The sequence below is a fragment of the Mesorhizobium sp. ESP-6-4 genome (assembly GCF_020164735.1).
Taxonomy (GTDB): domain Bacteria; phylum Pseudomonadota; class Alphaproteobacteria; order Rhizobiales; family Rhizobiaceae; genus Mesorhizobium.
Window position 1 is genome coordinate 262,818 of sequence record NZ_JAIUGS010000004.1, and the last position, 22,689, is coordinate 285,506.

Below are 22,689 nucleotides of genomic sequence, written 5' to 3' on the forward strand. Positions count from 1 at the left end.
GCGAAGTTTTTAAAGAGCGATCGTCAGGCCGCTGTATCCAGCGGCACGGCGCGACCTACTCCACGGTCACCGATTTCGCCAGATTGCGCGGCTGGTCGACGTCGGTGCCCATGAAGACGGCGGTGAAATAGGCCAGCATCTGGATCGGCAGCGCGTAGATGATCGGCGAGATGATCTCCGGCACTTCGGGCAGGATGATCGTCTCCATCGTCTTGATGCCGGCCTGCGCCGCGCCCTTCTTGTCGGTGATCAGGATGATCTTGCCGCCGCGCGCCGCCACTTCCTGCATGTTCGACACGGTCTTTTCGAAGATACGGTCATGCGGCGCAATGACGATCACCGGCATGTTCTCGTCGATCAGCGCGATCGGCCCGTGCTTCAGCTCGCCGCCGGCATAGCCTTCGGCGTGGATGTAGGAGATTTCCTTGAGCTTCAGCGCGCCTTCCATGGCCAGCGGAAAATTGGTGTCGCGGCCGAGATAGAGCACGTCCTTGTAGCGCGACAGCTCGCGCGAGATGCGCTCGATCTGCTCGTCAAGCTTCAGCACCCGGGTGGCATAGCGCGGCGCCTCGGAAAGCTCGCGCACCAGCTGCTTTTCCTCATCGCGCGAGATCGTGCCGCGCGCCACGCCCGCGCGGACCGCGAGCGCAGCCAAGACGGACAGCTGGCAGGTGAAAGCCTTGGTCGAGGCGACGCCGATCTCCGGCCCGGCCAGCGTCGGCAGCACGACGTCGGATTCGCGCGCCATGGTCGATTCGCGCACATTGACGACAGCGCCGATTTTCATGCCGGCCTTGCGGCAATAGCGCAGCGACGCAAGCGTGTCGGCAGTCTCGCCCGACTGCGAGATGAAGAACGCCGCGTCATTGGCCGAAAGCGGCATCTCGCGATAGCGGAACTCGGAGGCGACATCGATGTCGATCGGCAGCCGTGCATAGCGCTCGAACCAGTATTTGCTGATCAGCCCGGCGAGATAGGCGGTGCCGCAGGCCGAAAGCGCCAGGCGGCCGATCTTGGCGAAGTCGAAGGGCAGGTCGAGTGGCTTCGACACCCCCGATGCGAAATCCAAGTAATGCGCCAGCGTGTGTGAGATCACCTCCGGCTGCTCATGGATTTCCTTTTCCATGAAATGGCGGCGGTTTCCCTTGTCGACCATGAAGCTGGTCGACAGTGACTGCTGGCGCTTGCGGTCGACCTGTCTGCCGTCGATGTCGTAGATGGTCACGCTTTCGCGACGCACGACCGCCCAGTCGCCGTCTTCGAGATAGGTGACCGCATTGGTGAAAGGCGCCAGCGCAATGGCGTCGGAGCCCAAAAACATCTCGCCCTCGCCATGGCCGACGGCCAAAGGCGGTCCGTTGCGGGCGCCGACGATCAGGTCCTCGTCGCCCTTGAACATGATTGCCAGGGCAAAGGCGCCGGAAAGCCGCTTCAGCGCCGCATGCGCGGCTTCCACCGGCTTCAGCCCCTTGGCGAGCTCGCGCGCCACCAGATGCGCGACGACCTCGGTGTCGGTCTGCGAAGAGAAAGAGTAGCCGTCGCGGGTGAGTTCGTCGCGCAGCTCGGCGAAATTCTCGATAATGCCGTTGTGGACAATGGCGACGCCCTCGGAAAAATGCGGATGCGCATTGGTCTCGTTCGGCACGCCATGCGTCGCCCAGCGTGTGTGGCCGATGCCGATCGTGCCGTCCAGCGGCTCGTCCTTCAGCCGGCGTTCGAGATTGACCAGCTTGCCCTCGGCGCGGCGGCGGCCGAGCTCGCCCCTTTCGATGGTGGCGACCCCGGCCGAGTCGTAGCCGCGATATTCAAGCCGCTTCAGCGCATCGACGATGAGCGGCGCGACTTGGCTTCGGCCAACGATTCCAACGATACCGCACATGGCGATTGCCCCCGATTCCAAGCAGAAAACCCAGCGCTATCTATGGATTGCCGGCCTGCCGTAAAAGTCACTTTGCGTTTCGTTCCATGTCACCGGGAACGGTTTTGTACGATTGGACATTCTCAGATCGCCCTTGCAATCCGGTTACCGCAAACGCTCGTCTTGTCGCTTAGACGGTTTGGCGGTGTTCATCACCATGTAAACATTTGAGGCCGGAGCATGTCATCGTTCGAACGACGAACACCACGCCACAGTTGGCAAAGGCCCGTATGGCGAACGCTCCTTGGGGCCTTGCCTCGGCTCGAATTGGGCAGTTTATTCGACCAATGAGCAAAGCGACGCATACCGTAACGCTGTGGCGGCCGATCGACCGCAGGAGTTGACGCTGATCAAGGCTTTGGGCATGCGCGAATTTCCGCCGCGCCTGCCCGATCAGCCGATTTTCTATCCGGTGCTCACTGAAGCCTACGCTGTCCAGATCGCCCGCGACTGGAACGTGCAGGCGAGCGGTTCCGGCTTCGTCACGCGGTTTGAGGTCCTGAAAAGCTTCCTCGACGGCTATCGCGTCGAGCACGCCGGCAGCAGGGCGCACCTCGAATATTGGATACCCGCCGAAGACCTGCCTCAATTCAACAAGGCAATCGTCGGCGAGATCGTGGTAACGGCTGCTTTCGGCAAAATCGCCGAAAGCACCACCTGAAACCCTATTCCGCCGCAGCCTTCTTCTTCGCCGCGGCGGCCGAGGCGAAGCGCTCGCGCAACTCCTTGCCCTTGCCGGGAATCGTCTTCTGGCGGGCGCGGCCGAAGGCCAGCGCGTCGTCGGGCACGCTCTCGGTGATCACACTGCCGGAGGCGATATAGCCGCCTTTGCCGATCGAGACCGGCGCCACCAGCGAGGAATTCGAACCGACAAAGGCCCCCTCGCCGATGTCGGTGAAGAATTTCGAGTAGCCGTCATAATTGCAGGTGATGGTGCCGGCGCCGATATTGGCTGCTGCACCCACGCGCGCATCGCCGATATAGGTCAGGTGGTTGACCTTGGCGCCCTCTTCGATCGTCGCCTGCTTGACCTCGCAGAAATTGCCGACCTTTGCCTTGTTTCGAAGATCCGCGCCGGGCCGCAGCCGGGCGAACGGCCCGACATCGCAATTTGAGGCGATCGTTGCGCCCTCGATATGGCTGAAAGCATGGATCTTGGCGCCCGATGCGATCTTGACGCCCGGCCCGAACCAGACATTCGGCTCGACGATCGTATCGGTGCCGATCTCGGTATCGTGCGAGAAATAGACGGTTTCGGGCGCGATCAGCGTAACTCCGGACAGCATCGCCTCGCGCCGCCGGCGCGTCTGCCAGATGGCTTCCGCCTCGGCGAGTTCGGCCCGGTTGTTGATGCCGAGCGCGCTTTCGAAACTCGCTTCCGTCGCTACCACGTCGAGCCCTTCCGCGCCGGCGATCTCGACGATGTCGGTGAGATAAAATTCGCCCTTGGCGTTGTTGTTGCCGACCTTGTCGAGCAGCCGCAGCGCATGCTTGCCCGCCACCGCCATCATGCCGGCATTGCAGAAGCCGATCTTTTTCTCTTCCTCCGAGCAGTCCTTCTCCTCGCGGATGGCGATGAGATGACCGTCCTTTTCGATCAACCGGCCGTAGCCGGTCGGGCTTGGCGGACGGAAGCCGATGACCGCGACGGCGGCACCCTCTGCCAGCTTCTGCCGCGCGGCGGCCAGCGCCTGCGCATCGATTAGCGGCGTGTCGCCGAACATCACGAGAATATCGTCATAGCCCTTTGATATCGCTTCGCGCGCGGCAAGGACCGCATGCCCGGTGCCGAGCCGCTTCTCCTGCACGAAGGTCTCCGCCTTCGGCGCGAATTTCTGCACCGCCTTGCGCATCTCGTCTGCGCCGTGGCCGATCACCAGCGCCACACCGGTCGCGCCGGCAGCCTCAGCGGCTTTCACGACATGCGCCACCATCGGCAGGCCGGCAATGGCATGCAGCACCTTGGGCATCGCGCTTTTCATGCGCGTGCCTTCGCCGGCGGCGAGGATGACGGACAGGCAGGTTCTCTGGCTCATGGATGGGCGACCGTATGAAAAAGGTTTGAATCAACGCATGTTAACAGCGCAGGCCATGCTGCACCAATGCGGTTAAATTCCGGTGAGATGGCAAAGCCAAGTCTCCAAGTACGAACGTCGGGTGTGATGCCCGATACAAAAGCACCGCCACGGTGGCGTCAGCCGGTTACACAGGTCAGGAAATATCCCCGGCCTGCTGGGGGTGCTGCGTCGCAAGCGGGATGGCGAAATCTCGTGAAGGCAAGGTCGAGCTGCGTTTTCCGTTCCACATCGGCGACGGGCGGAGACTGGGAGAGATGGATACCATGCGCGTGGCGCGTCTGGAAGTTGGCGGGACATGGACGCGGAGCGGCACGCGTGCAGGCGCTTGGCCGAGCGGTGCGATGACCGTGCGGCGCCACCTCGCTGCGATCCTGGCTTGCGACGTGGTCGGTTATTCGCGCCTGATGGAGCGCGACGAGCGCTGCACGCTCGAGCGGCTGAAGATCTACCGCAAGGACCTCCTCGAACCGCTGGTCTCCGAGCATCAGGGTCGGATCGTCAAGCTCACCGGCGACGGCATGCTGTGCGAATTCGCGAGCGTCGTCAACGCGGTGACCTCGGCGATGGCGATCCAGCGGACCCTGGCAGAACGCGAGGCGGAGACCCCCGAGGAAGAGAGGATTCGCTTCCGCATCGGCGTCAATCTCGGCGACGTGGTTTGCGAGGAGGACGGCGACCTCTACGGCGACGGGGTCAACATCGCCGCCCGCCTCGAAAGCGTCGCCGATCCCGGCACCGTTGTCGTCTCGGGCACCGCCTACGACCACCTTCAGGGCAAGCTCGACTGCGGCTTCACGCCGCTCGGCGAGCTGCGCCTCAAGAACATCGAGCGGCCCGTGCGCGCCTACCGCGTCGAGTCCGACGCCAGCGCTGCCCCGCCTCCCCTGCCCGAGAAACCCTCGATCGCGGTTCTGCCTTTCACCAACATGAGCGGCGACCCCGATCAGGAATACTTCGCCGACGGGCTGGTGGAGGACATCATCACGGGATTGAGCCGAGTGAACTCCTTCTTCGTGATCGCCCGCAACTCGTCCTTCACCTACAAGGGCCGGGCGGTGGACCTGCGCCAGGTCGGGCGCGAGCTGGGCGTCCGCTACGTGCTCGAAGGCAGCATCCGCAGGGCAGGATCGCGGGTGCGTATCAGTGGGCAGTTGGTGGACGCGATCAGCGGGCACCATGTCTGGGCCGACCGCTTCGAGGGCGATATGTGCGACATCTTCGACCTGCAGGACAAGGTGACCGAGAGCGTCGTCGGCGCTGTCGAGCCGAGCATCCGGCTGGAGGAAATCAAGCAGGCGCGCATGAAGCCGACCGACTACATGAGCGCCTACGACCTCTACCTTCGCGCGCTGCCGCGCTTCTACAGCATGACGCGCGAAGGCTTTGCCGACGTGCGTCGGCTCACCAACGAGGCGCTTAGCATCGACCCCGGCTTCAACTTGGCGAAGGCACTCGGCGCCTATATCCGCAGCATATCCGTGAGCCAGTGCTGGCACGAGCCCGAGGATACCCGGGTCGCCACGCGCATGGCGCGCGAGGTACTGGCGGAAGCGCGCGACGACCCCACGAGCCTGCGCTTCGCCGCGCAGGTGATCGCCTACAGCGCGAAGGACTACGAGATGGCGCTGGCCACGATCGAACGATCCCTGCTGCTCAATCCCAATTCGGCGCAGGGCCATACGAGCTGCGGTTGGGTCAACGCACATTCCGGCCGCCCGCTCGTCGCGATCGAGCACTTTCACAGGGCAATGCGGCTGAGCCCGGTCGACCCCGAGAAGGGCATCGCGCTCTCGGGCATCGGGATGAGCTACCTGATGCTCGAGCGCTACGAGGAAGCGCTGGCATGGGGAGAACGCGCGCTGCAGGAGATGCCGAACTACGGCTCCTCGCACCGGGTGGTGATTATGGCGCTGGTCAAACTCAACCGGCTGGAGGAGGCGCGGGCGGCGGCGCGGCGGCTGATGGAGGCGTTCCCGACCTACACGCTCACCCTGCAGAGACAGATCAACCCATGGCAGGACAAGGTGTTCGGCGAGCGTTACGTCGAGGCGCTGGGCATCTCCGGCGTGCCGGAGTGATCGTCGCGGCGGAAATTCCGGTGAGACGGCGGAGCAGGTGACTCGATGGGTTGTCTGAACATAGTGGTCGCCCCAGGTCTCCATAGCAAATTATGGAACACGAGATAGAGGGCACAGGACCCTTCGATGCTGATCTCTACAACGGGTTCACAGCTCGACTCTCTGCCAGCAACTAAACTACCCCAGCCTTCCCAGCACCGGGAAATTCTCCAAGAGCCAATAGGACGCGCTCTGCACGCCGCCAGTGAGGAAAAACACGCCGGCGACGACCAGCAGCGCGCCGATCGCTTTCTCGACACGGCCGAGATGGACGCGGAATTTGCCGAGGAAGCGCATGAAGGCGCCGGAAAACAGCGCCGCGATCAGTAACGGGATGCCGAGGCCCAGCGAATAGGCGGCAAGCAGCAGCGCGCCCTCGCCAACGGTCTCGCGCCCGCCGGCCAAAGTCAGGATCGGCCCCAGCACCGGGCCGATGCAAGGCGTCCAGCCGAAGGCGAAGGCCAGCCCCATGACATAGGCCGCGATCATGCTGGCCGGCTTGCCCTGCGACTGGAAGCGCGCCTCGCGCGACAAAAGCGGAATGCGCAGGACGCCAAGGAAGTTCAGGCCCATGATGATGATCAGCACGCCCGCCGCCATCGCCAGCGGTTCCTGCCAGACACGCAGCAGGCGGCCGATGGTCGAGGCGCCGGCCCCAAGCGCCACGAAGACGGTGGAAAAGCCGAGCACGAAGGCCACGGAAGCATAAAGCAGCGCGCCGCGCGCGCCCTCCTTCGCCGTGACGCTCTGATTGCCGCGGAAATCGTCGACGGAAACGCCGGCCATGTAGCAGAGATAGGGCGGCACCAGCGGCAGCACGCAAGGCGACAGGAACGAGATCGCCCCTGCCCCGACCGCGCTGACATAGCCGATGTCCAATGCCATCCAATGAGTCCCGATTGTGCTAGCGACGATATAGCGATGCGGGCACGCCCCTGCCAATCACCATTGTGTGGCAAGTCGCCGCTTCGCCGCAGGAAGAAACAGGCAAACGCGTTGACCGAACAAGCGCGCGATAGCCGCCCGCCCGGTTCGAGGCGCGCATACATCCATCCCCAAAAAATGTGATCTTTGCCATACACTCTAAGAGTGTATCGTCCGCGGCCGCTTCCCAAATTGGCCGCTTCCCCTTGACCGATGGCAAAAGCACGGCCATGTGAGCGACGAAAAGAGTGGGATTTCGTCGCGCGTCGCGGAGTTCTTCCGCCACCTCACAGCTGATTAAGAGACCTCATGGACGTCGTCGTCGTCGAATCGCCGGCCAAGGCGAAGACAATCAACAAATATTTGGGCAAGAACTATAAGGTTCTGGCCTCGTTCGGCCATGTCCGCGATCTGCCGGCCAAGGACGGCTCGGTGCGGCCCGACGAGGACTTCGCCATGTCCTGGTCGGTCGACACCGCGTCGGGCAAGCGCCTCGCCGACATTGCCAAGGCGGTCAAGGATGCCGACGGGCTGATCCTCGCCACCGACCCGGATCGCGAGGGCGAGGCGATTTCCTGGCATGTGCTGGAAGTCCTGAAGCAGAAGCGCGCGCTGAAGGACAAGCCAGTCAGCCGCGTCGTCTTCAACGCCATCACCAAGGCCTCGGTGCTCGATGCGATGGCCCATCCGCGCCAGATCGACGCGCCGCTGGTCGACGCCTATCTCGCCCGCCGCGCGCTCGATTATCTCGTCGGCTTCACGCTGTCGCCGGTGCTGTGGCGCAAGCTGCCGGGCGCCCGCTCCGCCGGCCGCGTCCAGTCGGTGGCGTTGCGCCTGGTCTGCGACCGCGAATCCGAGATCGAGCGCTTCATCCGCGAGGAATACTGGCAGATCGCCGCTATCCTCGGCACCCCGCGCAACGACAGTTTCGAGGCGCGGCTGACCGCCTTCGCCGGCAAGAAGCTGCAAAAACTCGACATCGCCAACAAGGCGCAGGCCGACGACATCAAGGCGATGCTCGAAGGCGCGACCTTCAAGGCATTGTCGGTCGAGGCCAAGCCGACAAAACGCAATCCCGGCCCGCCCTTCACCACCTCGACGCTGCAGCAGGCCGCCTCGTCAGGCCTCGGTTTCTCGGCCACGCGCACCATGCAGGTCGCGCAAAAGCTCTATGAAGGCATGGACATCGGCGGCGAGACCGCCGGCCTCATCACCTATATGCGTACCGACGGCGTGCAGATGGCGCCGGAGGCGATCGAGGCCGCCCGCAGCGCCATAGTCAGCGAGTTCGGCGCCAAATACCTGCCGGAGAAGCCGCGTTTCTATACCACCAAGGCGAAGAACGCCCAGGAAGCCCACGAGGCGATCCGGCCGACCGATTTCAAGCGCACGCCGGCTTCCGTTCGGCAATATCTCGATGCCGACCAGGCCCGGCTCTACGAGCTGATCTGGAAGCGCGCCATTGCCAGCCAGATGCAGCCGGCCGAGATCGAACGCACCACGGTCGAGATCGAGGCGGTCAACGGCGCCCGCACCGCGGAGCTGCGCGCGATCGGCTCCGTCGTCCGCTTCGACGGCTTCATCGCCGCCTATACCGACCAGAAGGACGAGGACGCGGAGGACGAGGAGAGCCGCCGCCTGCCCGAGATCCGCTCCGGCGAGCAGCTTGCCCGCCAAGCGATAAATGCCACCCAGCACACCACCGAGCCGCCGCCGCGCTACTCCGAGGCGTCGCTGATCAAGAAGCTGGAAGAGCTCGGCATCGGCCGGCCGTCGACCTACACCGCGATCCTGAAGACGCTCGAGGACCGCGATTACGTCACCATCGACCGTCGCAAGCTCGTGCCGCAGGCAAAGGGCCGGCTGCTCTCGGCCTTCCTCGAAAGCTTCTTCGAACGTTACGTCGAATATGACTTCACCGCTTCGCTCGAGGAGAAGCTCGACGAGATTTCCGACGGCAAGCTCGCCTGGAAGGACGTGCTGCGCGACTTCTGGAAGGATTTCTCCGGCGCCGTCGACGACATCAAGGAACTGCGCGTCGCCGACGTGCTCGATGCGCTCAACGAAGAACTCGCGCCGCTGGTCTTCCCGGAGCGCGAGGACGGTTCCAATCCGCGCATCTGCCCGAAATGCGGCACCGGCAATCTGTCGCTGAAGCTCGGCAAGTTCGGCGCCTTCGTCGGTTGCTCGAACTATCCCGAATGCTCCTACACCCGCCAGCTCGGCGACGCCGCCAATCCCAACGGCGAGAACGGCAATGGCGAGGACGGCGTCAAGCTGCTCGGCAAGGATCCTTACACCGCCGAGGAAATCACGCTGAGGAGCGGCCGTTTCGGCCCCTATATCCAGCGCGGCGAGGGCAAGGAGGCCAAGCGCTCCAGCCTGCCCAAGGGCTGGACGCCCGACTCGATCGACCACGAGAAGGCGCTGGCGCTGCTGGGTCTGCCGCGCGATGTGGGAAAACATCCCGAAACCGGCAAGATGATCTCGGCTGGCCTCGGGCGCTACGGCCCGTTCGTGCTGCATGACGGCACCTACGCCAATCTGGAGAGCATCGAGGACGTGTTCTCGATCGGCCTGAACCGCGCCGTTTCGGTGATCGCCGAGAAGCAGCAGAAGGGCAAGGGTGGCCGCAACGGCGCCACGCCGGCGGCGCTCAAGGAATTGGGCGATCATCCGGACGGCGGCGGCAAGATCGTCGTTCGCGACGGCAAATACGGCCCGTACGTCAACTACGGCAAGGTCAATGCGACGCTGCCAAAAGGCAAGGACCCGCAATCGGTGACGATGGAAGAAGCGCTCACCCTGATTGCCGAGAAGGAAGCCAAGGGCGGAGGCGGCAAGAAGCCCTTCCGCCGGGCAGCGAAGAAGGGATAGCAGGACGTGGCGCGCAGGATCTCCGGAAGAAGCCACGGCGATCCGCGCAACGCCGACACCAGGGCCAAGGTCAAGGACGACTATCGTCCCTCGCGTGACGAGGTCCTGCGCTACATCGCCGAAAATCCCGATCGGTCCGGCAAGCGCGAGATCGCCAAGGCCTTCGCGCTGCGCGGCGAGGACCGCATCTGGCTGAAAGACCTGTTGCGAGACCTGCAGGATGAAGGCCTCCTCAACAAGGAGCGCAAGCGCCTCACCCGCGCGGGCGCCGTGCCTCATGTCGCGGTGCTCGACATTTTCGGCCGCGACGATGAGGGCGTGCTTCTGGCGAATCCGAGCGAATATACCGGCGCCGGCTCGCCCCCCGTCATCGCTATCCGCATCTCGCGCGCCGCCGGCGGCCCGGTCCCCGGCATTGGCGACCGCGTGCTTGCCAAGACTTTCCCGACCGACGATCCGTCAGGCCCTGCCTATACCGGGCGGGTGATGAAGATCTTCGAGAAGCGCAGCGACGCCGTGCTCGGCGTCTTCCGCGTGCTGAAGGACGGAACGTTCCGCATCGAGCCGGTCGAACGGCGCCAGCCGGAACTGATCGTCGACAAGGAATTCCAGAACGGCGCCAGGAATGGCGATCTGGTGGAGGTGGAGCCGGCGCGGGCATCCCGTTACGGACTGCCCCGGGCAAAAGTGCTGGCGGTACTGGGCTCGCTGAGCAGCGAGAAGGCGGTCTCGATGATCGCCATCCACGCCCATGACATTCCCCATGTCTTTCCTGCCGACGTGATTGCCGAGGCCGAAGCGGTGAAGCCGGCGACGCTCGATCACCGCGAGGACTGGCGCAGTCTGCCGCTGGTGACCATCGATCCGGCCGATGCCAAGGACCATGACGACGCGGTCTTCGCCACGCCCGACACGGACGAGAAGAATCCCGGCGGCGTTGTCATCACCGTGGCGATCGCCGATGTCGCAGCCTATGTCCGCTACGGCACGCCGCTCGACCGCGAAGCCCTGAAGCGCGGCAATTCGGTGTATTTTCCGGACCGCGTCGTGCCGATGCTTCCTGAACGCATCTCCAACGATCTCTGCTCGCTGCGCGAGGGCGAAGACAGGCCGGCAATCGCCGTGCGCATGACCTTCTCCTCGGAAGGCCGCAAACTCAGGCATTCCTTCCACCGCGTCATGATGAAGTCGGCCGCCAAGCTCGCCTACCCGCAGGCGCAGGCCGCGATCGACGGCGCGCCCGACGACAAGACACGGCCGATCCTCGACAGCGCTTTGAAGCCGTTATGGGACGCCTACGCCGTGCTCAGGCGCGGCCGCCAGTCCCGCCAGCCGCTTGAGCTCGACCTGCCCGAGCGCAAGATCCTGCTGAAGCCTGACGGCACGGTCGACCGCGTCGTCGTGCCGGAGCGCCTCGACGCGCATAAGCTCATCGAGGAATTCATGATTCAGGCCAATGTCGCGGCCGCCGAGACATTGGAGGGCAAGAAAGAGCCGCTCGTCTACCGTATCCATGACGCGCCGTCGCTCGCCAAGCAGGAATCGCTGCGCGAGTTCCTGGCAACGCTCAGCCTGTCCTTGGCGCGCGGCGCGCAGATGCGGCCGAGCCAGTTCAACGGCATTCTGGAGCGGGTGCGCGGTGCCGACAACGAGGCGCTGGTCAACGAAGTGGTGCTGCGCTCCCAGAGCCAGGCGGAGTACTCGCCGAAGAACATCGGCCATTTCGGCCTCAACCTCAGGCGCTACGCCCATTTCACCTCGCCGATCCGCCGCTACGCCGATCTGATCGTGCACCGCGGGCTGATCGCGGCGCTTGGCCTCGGGCCCGGCGGCCTGGCGCAGCAGGAGGCGGACCGGCTGGAAGAGGTCGCCGCGCTGATCTCGGCGACCGAGCGTCGAGCCATGGCGGCCGAGCGCGATACGGTCGACCGGCTGATTGCCGCCTATCTCGCCGAGCGCGTCAACGACACGTTCGACGCGCGCATCTCCGGCGTCACCAAGGCGGGACTCTTTGTCCAATTGCCGCAGTATGGCGCCGACGGCTTTATTCCGGTGTCAACTCTGGGCGGCGACTACTATATCTACGACGAAACCGCCCGATCGCTGTTCGGGGAACGCACCGGCAAGGGCTATCAGCTTGCCGATCGTGTCGAAGTTCGGCTGGTCGAGGTCGCGCCAATGGCCGGTGCGATGCGTTTCGAGATGCTGACCGACCCGAAGCCCCTGCCCGGCTCGAGGCGGTCGTTCCACAAGGCCAAGGGCCGCGCCCGCGCGTCGCAATCGCGTTCGGGACCGCGCGGCAGGAGACGATAATGCCAGGTAACTTTCAAGTGCAAGAACAGGTTTTCGGCGGCGAGCATCATTCGGGCCGCGTCGCGCGTCCGTTGTGGACTGCGATCAAGCGCGGGATACTCGGCCGCTGCCCGCATTGCGGCAAGGGAAAGCTGTTCCGCGCTTTCGTGAAGCCCGTGGACAAGTGCGAGGTCTGCGGCGAGGAGCTGCACCACCATCGCGCGGACGACCTGCCTGCCTACCTGGTCATCGTCATCGTCGGTCACATCGTCGTTGGCGGCTTCATGGCCGTCGAGGCCGCGTCGACACTGTCGACCTGGCAGCACGCGCTGATCTGGGTTCCGCTGACCGTTATTCTGGCCGTCGCACTGCTGCAGCCGGTCAAGGGAGCTGTCATCGGCCTGCAATGGGCGCTTTATATGCACGGCTTCGGCGACGAGAAGGGCGAATTCGAGAGCCATTGATAAGCCAGGCCGCACCGCGGTCGGCCCTGGTGCAAAGGCCGCGACGCGCAAGCCACTTTCACATCAAGGAAGTTTCCGCTAGGTCGAGCGCATGGAAGGAATGACCAAGGCGGATGTCGACAAGCTCGATAAGGCCCTGGCCGTGCGCAGCGGCCGGGCGCTGCGTCCGCGTGATGCCGCGACCCTCATTCTGCTCGATCGCCGGGACAAGGACGTCTTGGTGCTGATGGGCCGGCGTCATGCCGGGCACGCCTTCATGCCCGGAAAATTCGTCTTCCCCGGCGGCCGCACCGATCCCGCCGACAGCCGCGTTCCCGTCGCTGCCCCTCTGGGTGGTGAGGAAGAAGGCAAGCTGGCCGCAGGCCCCGGCCGTGCCAGCGCGGCGCGGGCCCGCGCAATCGCCCTGTCGGCGATTCGCGAGACCTATGAGGAAGCCGGCCTGCTGATCGGCCGCAAGGGCACCTTCTCGACCGCAAAGCGCGACTGGCAGGGTTTCGCCGAACACGGCGTGATCCCCTCGCTGGACGCGCTCCGCTTCGTCGCCCGCGCCATCACTCCGCCCAATCGCGTGCGCCGTTTCGACACGCGTTTTTTCAGCGCCTGGCGCCACGACGTTGCCGTGGAATTGCCCGGCGGCGGTCCGACGAACGAACTCGAAGAACTCGTCTGGCTGCCGCTTGCCGATGCCCGCAAGGCCGACATCCCCGACATCACCGGCATGGTCCTGGAAGAACTGGAAAGTCGGCTTGCCGAAGATCCATTGTTGCGGCCGGGGGGCGCCGTGCCGTTCTTCCGGCTCGTCCGCAACCGCTTCGTCCGCGAAGTCCTTTAGAAGCAGAGCATTTTGATCTCATGACGGTCGATACCCAACAACAGGGCGACGAACGCGTACACTGGCTGCCGATGGTCGCGGCGATCTCCTCGATCAGCGTCGTCGGCATCGCCATAGGCTTAGGCATGCCGCTGCTCAGCGTCATTCTGGAAAGCCGCGGCCATTCCGCTTCGATGATCGGTCTCAACACCGCTGTCGCCGGTCTCGCCTCGATTGCCGGCGCGCCGCTCGCTACGCCGCTTGCTATGCGGCTCGGCGTCGCCTGGACCATGCTGTTGATGATTGCCATCGGCGCGCTCGCCTTCGTCGGCTTCCATTTCGCGCCGGACTTCTGGATGTGGTTTCCGCTCCGCGTCGCCCTGCATATCTCGCTGACGGTATTGTTCATCCTGTCGGAATTCTGGATCAGCACCTCCGCCCCGCCGAACCGGCGCGGCCTTGTGCTTGGCATCTACGCCACCGTGCTGTCGCTCGGCTTCGCCGCCGGACCATGGCTGTTCGCCCATCTCGGCAGCACAGGCTTCCTGCCGTTCGGCGTCACCATAGCGCTGGTGACGCTTGCCGCCATTCCGGTGCTTGCGGCCCGCAACGAGAGCCCGAGCATCGTCGCCGACAGCGAAACCAGCCACTTCCTGCGCTATATCTGGCTGGTGCCGACCGCGACCTTCGCCGTGCTTGTTTTCGGCGCCGTCGAGACCGGCGGTTTCTCGCTCTTCCCCGTCTATGGCAGCCGTATCGGCTATTCGGAAGCCGACGCCGCGCTGCTCCTGACTATGATCGGGCTCGGCAATGTGCTTCTGCAGATCCCGATCGGCATGATCAGCGACCGCGTTTCCGACCGCCGCTACCTGCTGCTGGCCTGCGCCACGGTCGGGCTCATCGGCACGGTCTTCATGCCGTTCTTCGCACAGAACTGGCATCTGATGGCGGCCCTCCTGTTCGTCTGGGGCGGCGTCGTCGCCGCCATGTACACGATCGGCCTTGCCCATCTCGGCTCGCAGCTGTCCGGCCATGAGCTGGCATCGGCCAATGCTGCCTTCGTGCTCTGCTATGGTGTTGGCATGGTGCTGGGTCCGCAGGCGATCGGCATCGGCATGGATGCCTTCGGCCCATCCGGCTTCGGCTGGTCGCTGGCCTTCTTCTTCGCCGCCTACATGGCTCTGATCCTGGTCAGGCTGGTGCGCAAGATTCTCTAGGCGATGCCGCTGAAGCGTCGGGCATCCTGACATCACCGTGTCAGCAGCACCCCTGTTATAACCTGCCTCCGACGCGAGGTAGGAGAATTGCGATGGTCGACAGCGGCTTTGAAACCAGATCCCTCAGGATGGAACTGCTTCTGCTCGTCACATTCCAAGCGCCGGCCGCCGATGTCGACCGCATCATGGAGGCCGTGGTGGCGATCACGCCGCTGCGCATGGGCAAGTATGACGCCAACGCCTATCAGTCGGCGCAAGGCATCGAGCGCTACCGGCCGCTCGAAGGCGCCGCGGCCGGCGCTGAGACCGAACTGCGCCGGCGACCCGGCACCGTCGAAGTGTCGTTCGAGATCGCCGACGACCAGGCGCTCGCCGCTCGTGTCGTCGAGGCGATATTCCAAGCCCATTCCTATCAGGAGCCCGTCATCCGCATCCAGCCACTGCTCGCCAGCCGTTCCAAGGGTCTTGACGACCGCGCCAATCCGAACCGCTGGTGGAACACCACGGGCGACTGGAAAAAGGCGGGGCAATTGGTCGAGCATAACGCTTGAGACGTGGACACGGGCCATGCCGAAATGAGGCGAAGAAGGCGCTCGGGCTTGACTTTCCAGGCGCGTTCTTTATGTGTCGCGCCAAGTTTCCCGCGTCCGGGTGTTTTCCCCGTGCTTCAGCGGCCAAAACTCCACGAACATTAACGGACGAAAATCATGGCCAAAGCCGCAAACATCAAGATCAAACTTCTGTCGACCGCCGACACCGGGTTCTTCTACGTCACCAGCAAGAACAGCCGTACCAAGACGGACAAGCTCTCGTTCCGCAAGTACGATCCGGTCGCCAAGAAGCACGTCGAATTCAAGGAAACCAAGATCAAGTAATCTGGCTATCCCGAGAAATCGAAACGCCGCCCTCTGGGCGGCGTTTTTGTTTTAGGAAGGACCGGACGACAAAAAGGGGGCCGGTCGGCGGTTGGCAGCGGTACGAGGAGGCCACTATGTGCCAGCGCCGGCCGGCCGACCCCACGGACCCAGGAGATGCGGCGGACCTGAGCATCATGGGGTATTTTTGGATCGAGCCGGCTACTCTACCCTCGCGCCGGCCTCGTCTTCTGTCTATGCGTCGCAGATTTGCGCAAGACCTCATAAAAATCAACCATTTCTTAACCACCGCTCACGAATCGCTTGGGTTAAGGTAAATTCGTAACCCTGTTGCAGCGCTGGAGAATCGTCGCCTTTATGCCGAGCATGTCTCCCGAAAGTGGAAACCGGATTCAGGATAAAGACAGGCGCGTGCGGGGTCTGAAAGATCGCGACGCGTTTTAGGCAGCCTTGGCGACCACCCTGTTGCGGCCGCCGCTTTTGGCCTCATAGAGCGCCAGGTCGGCGCGCTTCATCAGCGCGGCGACGCTGTCGGTCCCTTTCAGGAGAGACGACACGCCGACGCTGACCGTGACCTCGATCGCCTTGCCGTCGGCACCGATGGCAAAAGCTGCCTGTGCGATCTCGGCGCGAATGCGTTCGGCCACCTTCTCGGCGACCGCGCCGTCGGTGTCGGGCATGACCACAACGAACTCCTCGCCGCCGAAGCGGCAGGCGAGATCGATGCCGCGCACATTCTTGCGCAGCCGCCGGGCGAACTCGCGCAGAACGTCGTCACCGCCGTCATGGCCATGGGTATCGTTGATCGACTTGAAGCGATCGAGATCGGTGATCATCACCGACAAGGGCCGCCGTCGCGCCACGGCGCGATCGAACAGTGTCTGCAGATGGCTGTCGAGGTAGCGGCGGTTGTGCAGCCCGGTCAGCCCGTCGATCACCGCCATCTCGATCGTCTGGGCGACGCTCGCGCGCAACTGATCGTTGTATCGCTTGCGCCGCACCTGTGTGCGCAGGCGCGCCGTCAGCTCGTGCTGGTCGATCGGCCGGATCAGGTAGTCATTGATACCAAGTTCCAGACCACGCAGGATGCGGCCCTCCTCGCCCTCGTCTGCGAGCAGCATGATCGGCAGGAAGCGGGTGCGGTCGAGCGAACGCAGCTGCGAGCAGAGTCTCAGCGCATCGAAGTCGGAGAAGGCAGTCGAGATCAGCACGCATTCATACGCCGTCTCGGCCGCCTGGAAGAACCCCGCATTCGGGTCGGTCGCGACATCGAGCTCGGCGGTGTTGCGCAGCATCTTCTGGATGCGTTCGACGGAAGTTTTGCGCTCGTCGATGAGCAGCACCCGCGGCTTTGCGTCTTCGGTCGCGAAATCGCGGCTCAGAAGTTCCTCGATGCCGATATTGCGCGTGGTCGAGGCACGCAGCCTGAGCTCGTCGGTCAGCGACTTCAGCCTGACCAGGCTCTTGACGCGTGTCATCAACTGCAGGTCGTTGACGGGCTTGGTCAGGAAATCGTCAGCGCCCGCCTCGAGGCCGCGTACCCGGTCCGACACCTGGTCGAGCGCGGTGATCATCACGACAGGGATATGCGAGGTCGCCGGATCGCTCTTCAGGCGCTTGCAGACCTCGAACCCATCCATGTCCGGCATCATCACATCGAGCAGCACGACGTCGACCTTGCCGTTCTCGCAGGTCTCGATCGCATCCGGGCCGTTATTGGCCGTCAGCACCTCGAAATACTCGGCAAGCAGCCGAACCTCCAGCAGCCGCACATTGGCGGGGATATCGTCGACGACGAGGATCCGCGCGGTCATCTCAAAACTCCGGTTCTGCTGGTCTCGGGCATCAGGCGTCGCCCAGATAGGATTTGATCGTCTCGATGAAGCGCGGCACCGAGATCGGCTTGGAAATATAGGCCTCGCAGCCGCCCTGGCGGATGCGCTCCTCATCGCCCTTCATGGCGAAGGCGGTGACGGCTATGACGGGGATAGAATGCAATTCGTCGTCTTCCTTCAGCCATTTGGTCACTTCCAGGCCGGACACTTCCGGCAGCTGGATGTCCATCAGGATGAGGTCCGGCCGGTGCTGGCGCGCGAGGTCGAGCGCCTCCAGGCCATTGCGCGTGCGAACCGTTTCGTAACCGCTGGCTTCGATGAGGTCCCGAAAGAGCTTCATGTTAAGCTCATTGTCCTCGACGATCATCACCTTCTTAGCCATCAGTTTCCCGTCCCGACCGCCCTCGAAGCCGAAGGCCGTCGCAATGCGTCCCCTTCGGACCGCACCCAACCCATTTCCACTCTAGCCCAATATGATTGACGAAACGGAAACCGGAGGTTGGAAAGCTGCACCAATTCCACCTTCGGACGTTGCATGGGAAAGAGCGGAGGCTTGCCGCAAGCGACGCTTGCCGTTACTGCGGAAGGAGACTCGAAAAAATCCACCATTGCAAAGGTAACGATGGCGAACGCAGCGTCAATGCGCGAGGGAGCGGAAACCATTGCCGTCAAGGCCCTGGCCTTCGTCGCCGCCGACCCGGAGCTTCTGCCCCGCTTTCTGGCGATCACCGGCATCGAGGCGAACTCGATCCGCAGGGCCGCAGCTGAGCCGGGCTTCCTTGCCGGCGTTCTGCAATTCATCCTGGCACACGAGCCGACGCTTCTGCGCTTCGCCGAGGAAACCGGCACGCCGCCAGCCGCCGTCGGCAAGGCGCTGCGCGCCCTTCCGCTCGGCGACGACGATCACGAGCGCTCGACATGAGCGACGATCCCGAGACGGCGCGGCAGATCGAAGAGCTTGCCGCCGACGATCGGCCGCTGCTGGTGCTCGACGTCGACGATGTCGTGCTCGAATTCGTCCGGCCCTTCCCGCATTTCCTGAAGTCGCGCGGCTTCGGGTTGACGCTGGCTTCCTTCCGCCTCACCGGCAACATCGCCGAGACGGCGAGCGGGCGGCTGATCGAGCAGCCGGAAGTGATGGCGCTGCTCGGCGATTTCTTCGACGCCCAGGCGGATTGGCAAAGCATCGCAGAGGGTGCGGCGGACGCGCTGGCGACGCTTGGCCGAAGCGCCGAGATCATCCTGCTGACCGCCATGCCGCACAAGCACCGCGCCGTGCGCCGCGCGCATCTCGATGCGCTGGGGCTCAATTACCCGCTGCTGACGACGGAAATGGCCAAGGGACCGGCCATCGCGAAACTGCGCGGCGTCAAGGGCCGGCCCGTCGCCTTCGTCGACGACCAGCCTTCCAACCTGGTTTCGGCGCGCAACTCCGTGGCGGATGCCCATCTCTTCCATTTGATGGCTGACAACTCGCTGCGCGCCTTCCTGCCGCCGACGCCGGAAGACATTATCTCGGTCGACGACTGGCGCGATGCGGCGCCAAAGATCGCGGCCGCGCTCGGGCTTTAACTCAAGCACTCAAGGCTTCAGCTTCGCTCCGGCCCCACCATTGTCGCCGCCGTCGGAATCATCGCTGCCGGTGGAATCATCCGTTCCGTCCGCGCCGTCATCGCCTGAGTTGTCATCCTGACCCGCGCTGTCGTCCTGGGCGGCGTCCGGTCCCTTCAGCATGGCGCCGTTGACTGTGACGGATCCATCGGCCTTGGTGTTGATCGTCCACTCCAACCGGCCGTCCGGCAGCGTCTTGCCAAAGCCTTTGACGGCCAGGGCAAAGGGGAAGGCCTGCGCCATCTGCTCATCGCTTTTGGCGGCTTCCTTCAAGGCATCGACGATCTTGTCATAGCCGGCGACATCGACGGTCACGCTCGCATCGGGTTTCTCGCCGGGAAAGGTCATCTCGCCTTCCAGCGCGACTTCAATGGCGCCGTTCTTCACCGTGCTGTGCCCGATCACGACCTTCGGATTCTTGGCCTTGAAATCGGCGACCAAAGCTTTGCCGAATTCGTCCGACAGCGGCGGATTCTTATTGAGATCAAAGCCTTCGATCGCCTTTTTCGCCATCGTATCGAGATCGATATTGGCGCCGCCGAAATGCAGGTCGATGTCGGTGGGCAGCAATGGGGCGGTCCATTCCGGCAGGGTCTGATGCGGGATCGTCAGACCGGCAGCCTTGATCGCGTAATCGACCTTGCCGTTCTGGGAGATACCGTCCATACCGAATGCGGTGCTGAATTGCGTGGCGCCGAACTTACCGACAGGGCTGTCGACCTCGAAATTCTTGAAGCCGTAATTGCCGTCGATCCTTTCCCAGATGGGCAGCGCAGCCAGCATCAACGATTTGAGCTCAGCCTGGTTGGCCTTGAGCTTGGCTTCATCCTCATTGGCCACGGCAAAGGCAAGCAGGTCGAGCAGCGGCTTCGTCCGCACGCCCTTGCCGTTTGCGTCCACCGAAAGTTCCGGCGTTTTCAAGGTGAGCGGAAAATTCATCCCGCTGTCGGGGTCGTTCACCTTGATCATCTCGACGAAGTCCGAGACTTTCTGCGTGGCCGTGAAGTCGACGCCGCCATTGGCGGATTTGGTCGCGGTAACGGTGGCGGTGCCGGCGCCAGTCGAGATATCTGCCTGCTGCTTGGCTTGCCGCGACGTCATGGTCATTCCGGCCAATGAGCTGGTCGCGCTGGTGAAGGCGGCGAGGGCCGGATCGTAGATGCTGGTCAGCTTGCCCTCCTTGATCGTGAACTCCATGCTCTGACGGCCTTCCGGTCCTTCGAACTCGAAGGATGCGCCTTGCGAGAAATTCGACGAGACGTCCCAGGATCCGTCGCTGCGCGGCTTCACCATCAGCGCGTATGGCGCCATGTCGAATTTCAGGAGCTTCTGTTCCGGCAACGCATTGACGAGCGCCTTGACGTCAAGCGCAATCTTGTAGGCGTCGCCCTCGACCGAAACCTTGAGCACGCCCTTGTCGAACGCCTGCTTGCCGAAATAGCGCGCCAGATTGTCGGAAAGATCTTTGGCGCCTTGATTGTCGACGGTCTGGGCAAAAGCCGGCGCGCTGAGCGCGAGGGCAAAGGCAAATGGCAAAATACGCTTCACGTCAGTTCTCCGTGATTTCGGAAGACGAAATATTCATGCTTCTGGTAGGCAAGAAGCGTAACAGCCGCAAGACGTCGACTGTAGGCCAAAAGCTCATTCGGCTAAAGCGCCAGGCGCATCAGCGCCCAAAGCACAAGGCGCATCAGTACCTAAAGCACAAGGCGCATCAGCGGCCGGCCGGGCTTGCGCTCCACCAGCCTCTCGAAGCCGGCCTTCTCGAACACCCGCGACGAGCCTACGAAAAGCCCGATCGAGCGCGAATCGCGCGACAGATCGATCGGGCAGGCCTCCAGCAGCCTCGCTTTATTCTCGCGGGCGAAAGCGATGCCGCCCTCGACAAGGCGATGCGTGATGCCCCGCCCCCTCGCCCTGGGGCGGATGAAGAAGCAGGAGATCGCCCAGACGGCCGGGTCGCCGGCATCGGCGGGATCGACCGGGGCCGAGCCCCTGCCCTGATTGTTCCACTCGGGGATGTCGGCGCGCGGGCCGACCTGCATCCAGCCGACGGCCTTGCCGTCCTCGAGCGCCAAGAGCCCCGGCGGCGGGCCCGTCTCGATTCGCGCCTTGATGAGATCCTTGTTCCGCTCCTTGTCGCTGGCGCGGCGCTCCGCCGGCGACAACCGGAAATGCGTGCACCAGCAGCCGTAGCAGGCACCCTGCTTGCCGAACAGGTCCTCGAAATCAGGCCAGTGCTCAGGAGTCAGCGGTGCGATGGTCGTGCTCATGCGTTCTCCCCAAGCCAAGCTTGTTGCCGGCCCTGCGCTGTCGTACCATTGCGTTTGTTCTCTTTATGTTCGCAGCGATGGCGGCTCCTGTCAACAATCCCGAACACGGTTTTTGCCGTGACTGCCTGGCGCTCCAGCGCGGCGAGACGCGTCGCTGCGATCGCTGCGGCAGCCCGCGCCTTGTCCGTCACGCCGAGCTCTACCGGCTGCGGATCGCCCATATCGATTGCGACGCCTTCTACGCGGCGGTCGAGAAGCGTGACAATCCCGCGCTGAAGGACAGGCCTGTCATCATCGGCGGCGGCCGGCGCGGCGTCGTTTCCACCGCCTGCTATATCGCCCGCATCCAGGGCGTCCGCTCGGCCATGCCGATGTTCAAGGCGCTCGAACTGTGCCCCGAAGCGGTGGTGATCCCGCCCGACATGGAAAAATATGTCGGTGTCGGCCGCCAGGTGCGCGCGTTGATGCAGGCGCTGACGCCGCAGGTCGAGCCGCTGTCGATCGACGAGGCCTTTCTCGACCTCGCCGGTACCGAGCGGCTGCACGGCATGCCGCCGGCGCTGGTGCTTGGGCGCTTTGCGCAGACGGTGGAAAAGGAGCTCGGCATCACCGTTTCGGCCGGCCTCTCCTACTGCAAGTTCCTGGCGAAAATTGCCTCGGACTTCCGCAAGCCGCGCGGCTTTTCCGTGATCGGCGAAGCCGAGGCGCCAAGCTTCCTCGCCGCGCAGCCGGTGACGATGATCTGGGGTGTCGGCAAGGCGCTGGCCGCGACGCTGGAGCGCGACGGCATCCGCATGATCGGGCAGCTGCAGCGCATGGAGCGCGGCGACCTGATGCGCCGCTATGGCGTGATGGGCGACCGGCTCTACCGCCTGTCGCGAGGCGAGGACGACCGCCCGGTCGATCCGGACGGCGATGCCAAGAGCGTCTCGGCCGAAACCACCTTCGACAACGACATCGGAGCCCTGGCGGAGCTGGTGCCGGTGCTGCGCGGGCTGTCGGAAAAGGTCTCGGCCCGGCTGAAAAAATCCGGCATCGCCGGCCGCACCGTGGTGCTGAAGCTGAAGACGCAGGATTTCAAGACCCGCACCCGTAACCGCCAGCTCGGCGACCCGACGCGCCTGGCCGACCGCATTTTCCAGACCGGGCTCGACCTGTTGCGCCGCGAGGCCGACGGCACAAAATTCCGCCTGCTCGGAATCGGCGTCAGCGACCTCTCCGACGACCAAAAGGCCGATCCGCCGGATCTGGTCGACGTGCAGTCGCGCAAGCGCGCGCTTGCCGAAGGCGCGATGGACACGCTGCGCGACAAGTTCGGCAGGAAAGCCGTCGAGACCGGCTATACATTCGGCAAGGGGGGCGCCGCCAATCCGCCCGAGCCGCTGGAAGATTGAAGG

Annotated in this window: 19 protein-coding genes; 12 read left to right on the forward strand and 7 right to left on the reverse strand. The window is 63.9% G+C overall.

The genetic code is table 11. From position 1 onward, the window contains the following. Positions 1-55 precede the first annotated feature (55 nt). On the reverse strand, positions 56-1,879 hold the full coding sequence (gene glmS, locus LB523_RS10875) for a glutamine--fructose-6-phosphate transaminase (isomerizing) (protein WP_095765116.1): 1,824 nt from the start codon (positions 1,877-1,879) through the stop codon (positions 56-58). A 403-nt stretch (positions 1,880-2,282) separates the two neighbouring features. Here glmS and LB523_RS10880 point away from each other — a divergent pair, with 403 nt between their 5' ends. Beyond that, positions 2,283-2,579, forward strand: a complete 297-nt coding sequence (locus LB523_RS10880) for a hypothetical protein (RefSeq protein ID WP_318011954.1) — start codon at positions 2,283-2,285, stop codon at positions 2,577-2,579. A 4-nt stretch (positions 2,580-2,583) separates the two neighbouring features. Here the strand turns inward: LB523_RS10880 and glmU are convergent, their stop codons facing one another. Next, positions 2,584-3,954, reverse strand: coding sequence for a bifunctional UDP-N-acetylglucosamine diphosphorylase/glucosamine-1-phosphate N-acetyltransferase GlmU (gene glmU / locus LB523_RS10885; protein ID WP_224602656.1), 1,371 nt, complete (start codon positions 3,952-3,954; stop codon positions 2,584-2,586). 221 nt (positions 3,955-4,175) lie between these two features. Here glmU and LB523_RS10890 point away from each other — a divergent pair, with 221 nt between their 5' ends. Beyond that, positions 4,176-6,074, forward strand: a complete 1,899-nt coding sequence (locus LB523_RS10890) for an adenylate/guanylate cyclase domain-containing protein (protein ID WP_224551605.1) — start codon at positions 4,176-4,178, stop codon at positions 6,072-6,074. A gap of 177 nt (positions 6,075-6,251) precedes the next feature. Here LB523_RS10890 and LB523_RS10895 read toward each other — a convergent pair whose 3' ends face one another. Then, on the reverse strand, positions 6,252-6,998 hold the full coding sequence (locus tag LB523_RS10895) for a cytochrome c biogenesis CcdA family protein (RefSeq protein WP_224602657.1): 747 nt from the start codon (positions 6,996-6,998) through the stop codon (positions 6,252-6,254). 348 nt (positions 6,999-7,346) lie between these two features. Here LB523_RS10895 and topA point away from each other — a divergent pair, with 348 nt between their 5' ends. From topA to rpmG, 7 genes are all read left to right on the forward strand, one after another. Next, entirely contained in the window at positions 7,347-9,914 is a 2,568-nt protein-coding gene (gene topA / locus LB523_RS10900) for a type I DNA topoisomerase (RefSeq protein ID WP_224602658.1), read from the forward strand. Positions 9,915-9,920: 6 nt separating this feature from the next. Beyond that, positions 9,921-12,227 carry a ribonuclease R gene (gene rnr, locus LB523_RS10905; protein ID WP_224602659.1) on the forward strand — a complete coding sequence of 769 codons (2,307 nt, stop codon included), beginning with the start codon at positions 9,921-9,923 and terminating at the stop codon, positions 12,225-12,227. Beyond that, positions 12,227-12,670, forward strand: coding sequence for a DUF983 domain-containing protein (locus LB523_RS10910; RefSeq protein ID WP_224602660.1), 444 nt, complete (start codon positions 12,227-12,229; stop codon positions 12,668-12,670). Before rnr ends, LB523_RS10910 begins: the two co-directional genes overlap by 1 nt. 91 nt (positions 12,671-12,761) lie before the next feature. Beyond that, the gene (locus tag LB523_RS10915) at positions 12,762-13,502 is read left to right on the forward strand and encodes an NUDIX hydrolase (RefSeq protein ID WP_095765108.1); all 741 of its coding nucleotides are present in this window, start codon (positions 12,762-12,764) and stop codon (positions 13,500-13,502) included. Between the two features lie 20 nt (positions 13,503-13,522). After that, positions 13,523-14,698: an MFS transporter gene (locus tag LB523_RS10920; RefSeq protein ID WP_224602661.1), complete on the forward strand. Its 1,176-nt coding sequence runs from the start codon at positions 13,523-13,525 to the stop codon at positions 14,696-14,698. Positions 14,699-14,790: 92 nt separating this feature from the next. Further along, complete coding sequence (locus LB523_RS10925) at positions 14,791-15,249, forward strand: hypothetical protein (RefSeq protein WP_224602663.1); 459 nt, start codon at positions 14,791-14,793, stop codon at positions 15,247-15,249. 156 nt (positions 15,250-15,405) lie between these two features. Next, a complete protein-coding gene (rpmG, locus tag LB523_RS10930) occupies positions 15,406-15,573 on the forward strand; it encodes a 50S ribosomal protein L33 (protein WP_006201775.1) in 168 nt (55 codons plus the stop codon). Positions 15,574-16,013: 440 nt separating this feature from the next. On the opposite strand, the gene LB523_RS10935 is transcribed toward rpmG, so the two are convergent. Continuing rightward, complete coding sequence (locus tag LB523_RS10935; RefSeq protein ID WP_095765104.1) at positions 16,014-17,387, reverse strand: PleD family two-component system response regulator; 1,374 nt, start codon at positions 17,385-17,387, stop codon at positions 16,014-16,016. A gap of 31 nt (positions 17,388-17,418) precedes the next feature. Then, complete coding sequence (locus tag LB523_RS10940) at positions 17,419-17,790, reverse strand: response regulator (protein ID WP_027166515.1); 372 nt, start codon at positions 17,788-17,790, stop codon at positions 17,419-17,421. 240 nt (positions 17,791-18,030) lie between these two features. On the opposite strand from LB523_RS10940, the gene LB523_RS10945 reads away from it, so the two are divergent. Both LB523_RS10945 and LB523_RS10950 read left to right on the forward strand, forming a co-directional pair. Continuing rightward, positions 18,031-18,330: a DUF3572 domain-containing protein gene (locus LB523_RS10945; RefSeq protein WP_140840333.1), complete on the forward strand. Its 300-nt coding sequence runs from the start codon at positions 18,031-18,033 to the stop codon at positions 18,328-18,330. Continuing rightward, positions 18,327-18,980 carry a hypothetical protein gene (locus LB523_RS10950; protein WP_224602665.1) on the forward strand — a complete coding sequence of 218 codons (654 nt, stop codon included), beginning with the start codon at positions 18,327-18,329 and terminating at the stop codon, positions 18,978-18,980. The genes LB523_RS10945 and LB523_RS10950 overlap by 4 nt, the downstream gene beginning before the upstream one ends. Before the next feature lie 9 nt (positions 18,981-18,989). On the opposite strand, the gene LB523_RS10955 is transcribed toward LB523_RS10950, so the two are convergent. Next, positions 18,990-20,567: a hypothetical protein gene (locus tag LB523_RS10955; RefSeq protein ID WP_224602667.1), complete on the reverse strand. Its 1,578-nt coding sequence runs from the start codon at positions 20,565-20,567 to the stop codon at positions 18,990-18,992. Positions 20,568-20,716: 149 nt separating this feature from the next. Then, positions 20,717-21,292 (reverse strand): GNAT family N-acetyltransferase, encoded by a 576-nt coding sequence (locus LB523_RS10960; protein WP_224602668.1) that lies wholly within the window; start codon positions 21,290-21,292, stop codon positions 20,717-20,719. Between the two features lie 65 nt (positions 21,293-21,357). Between LB523_RS10960 and LB523_RS10965 the strand changes: the two genes are divergently transcribed. Beyond that, complete coding sequence (locus LB523_RS10965) at positions 21,358-22,686, forward strand: DNA polymerase IV (RefSeq protein ID WP_224602669.1); 1,329 nt, start codon at positions 21,358-21,360, stop codon at positions 22,684-22,686. Positions 22,687-22,689 lie beyond the last annotated feature (3 nt).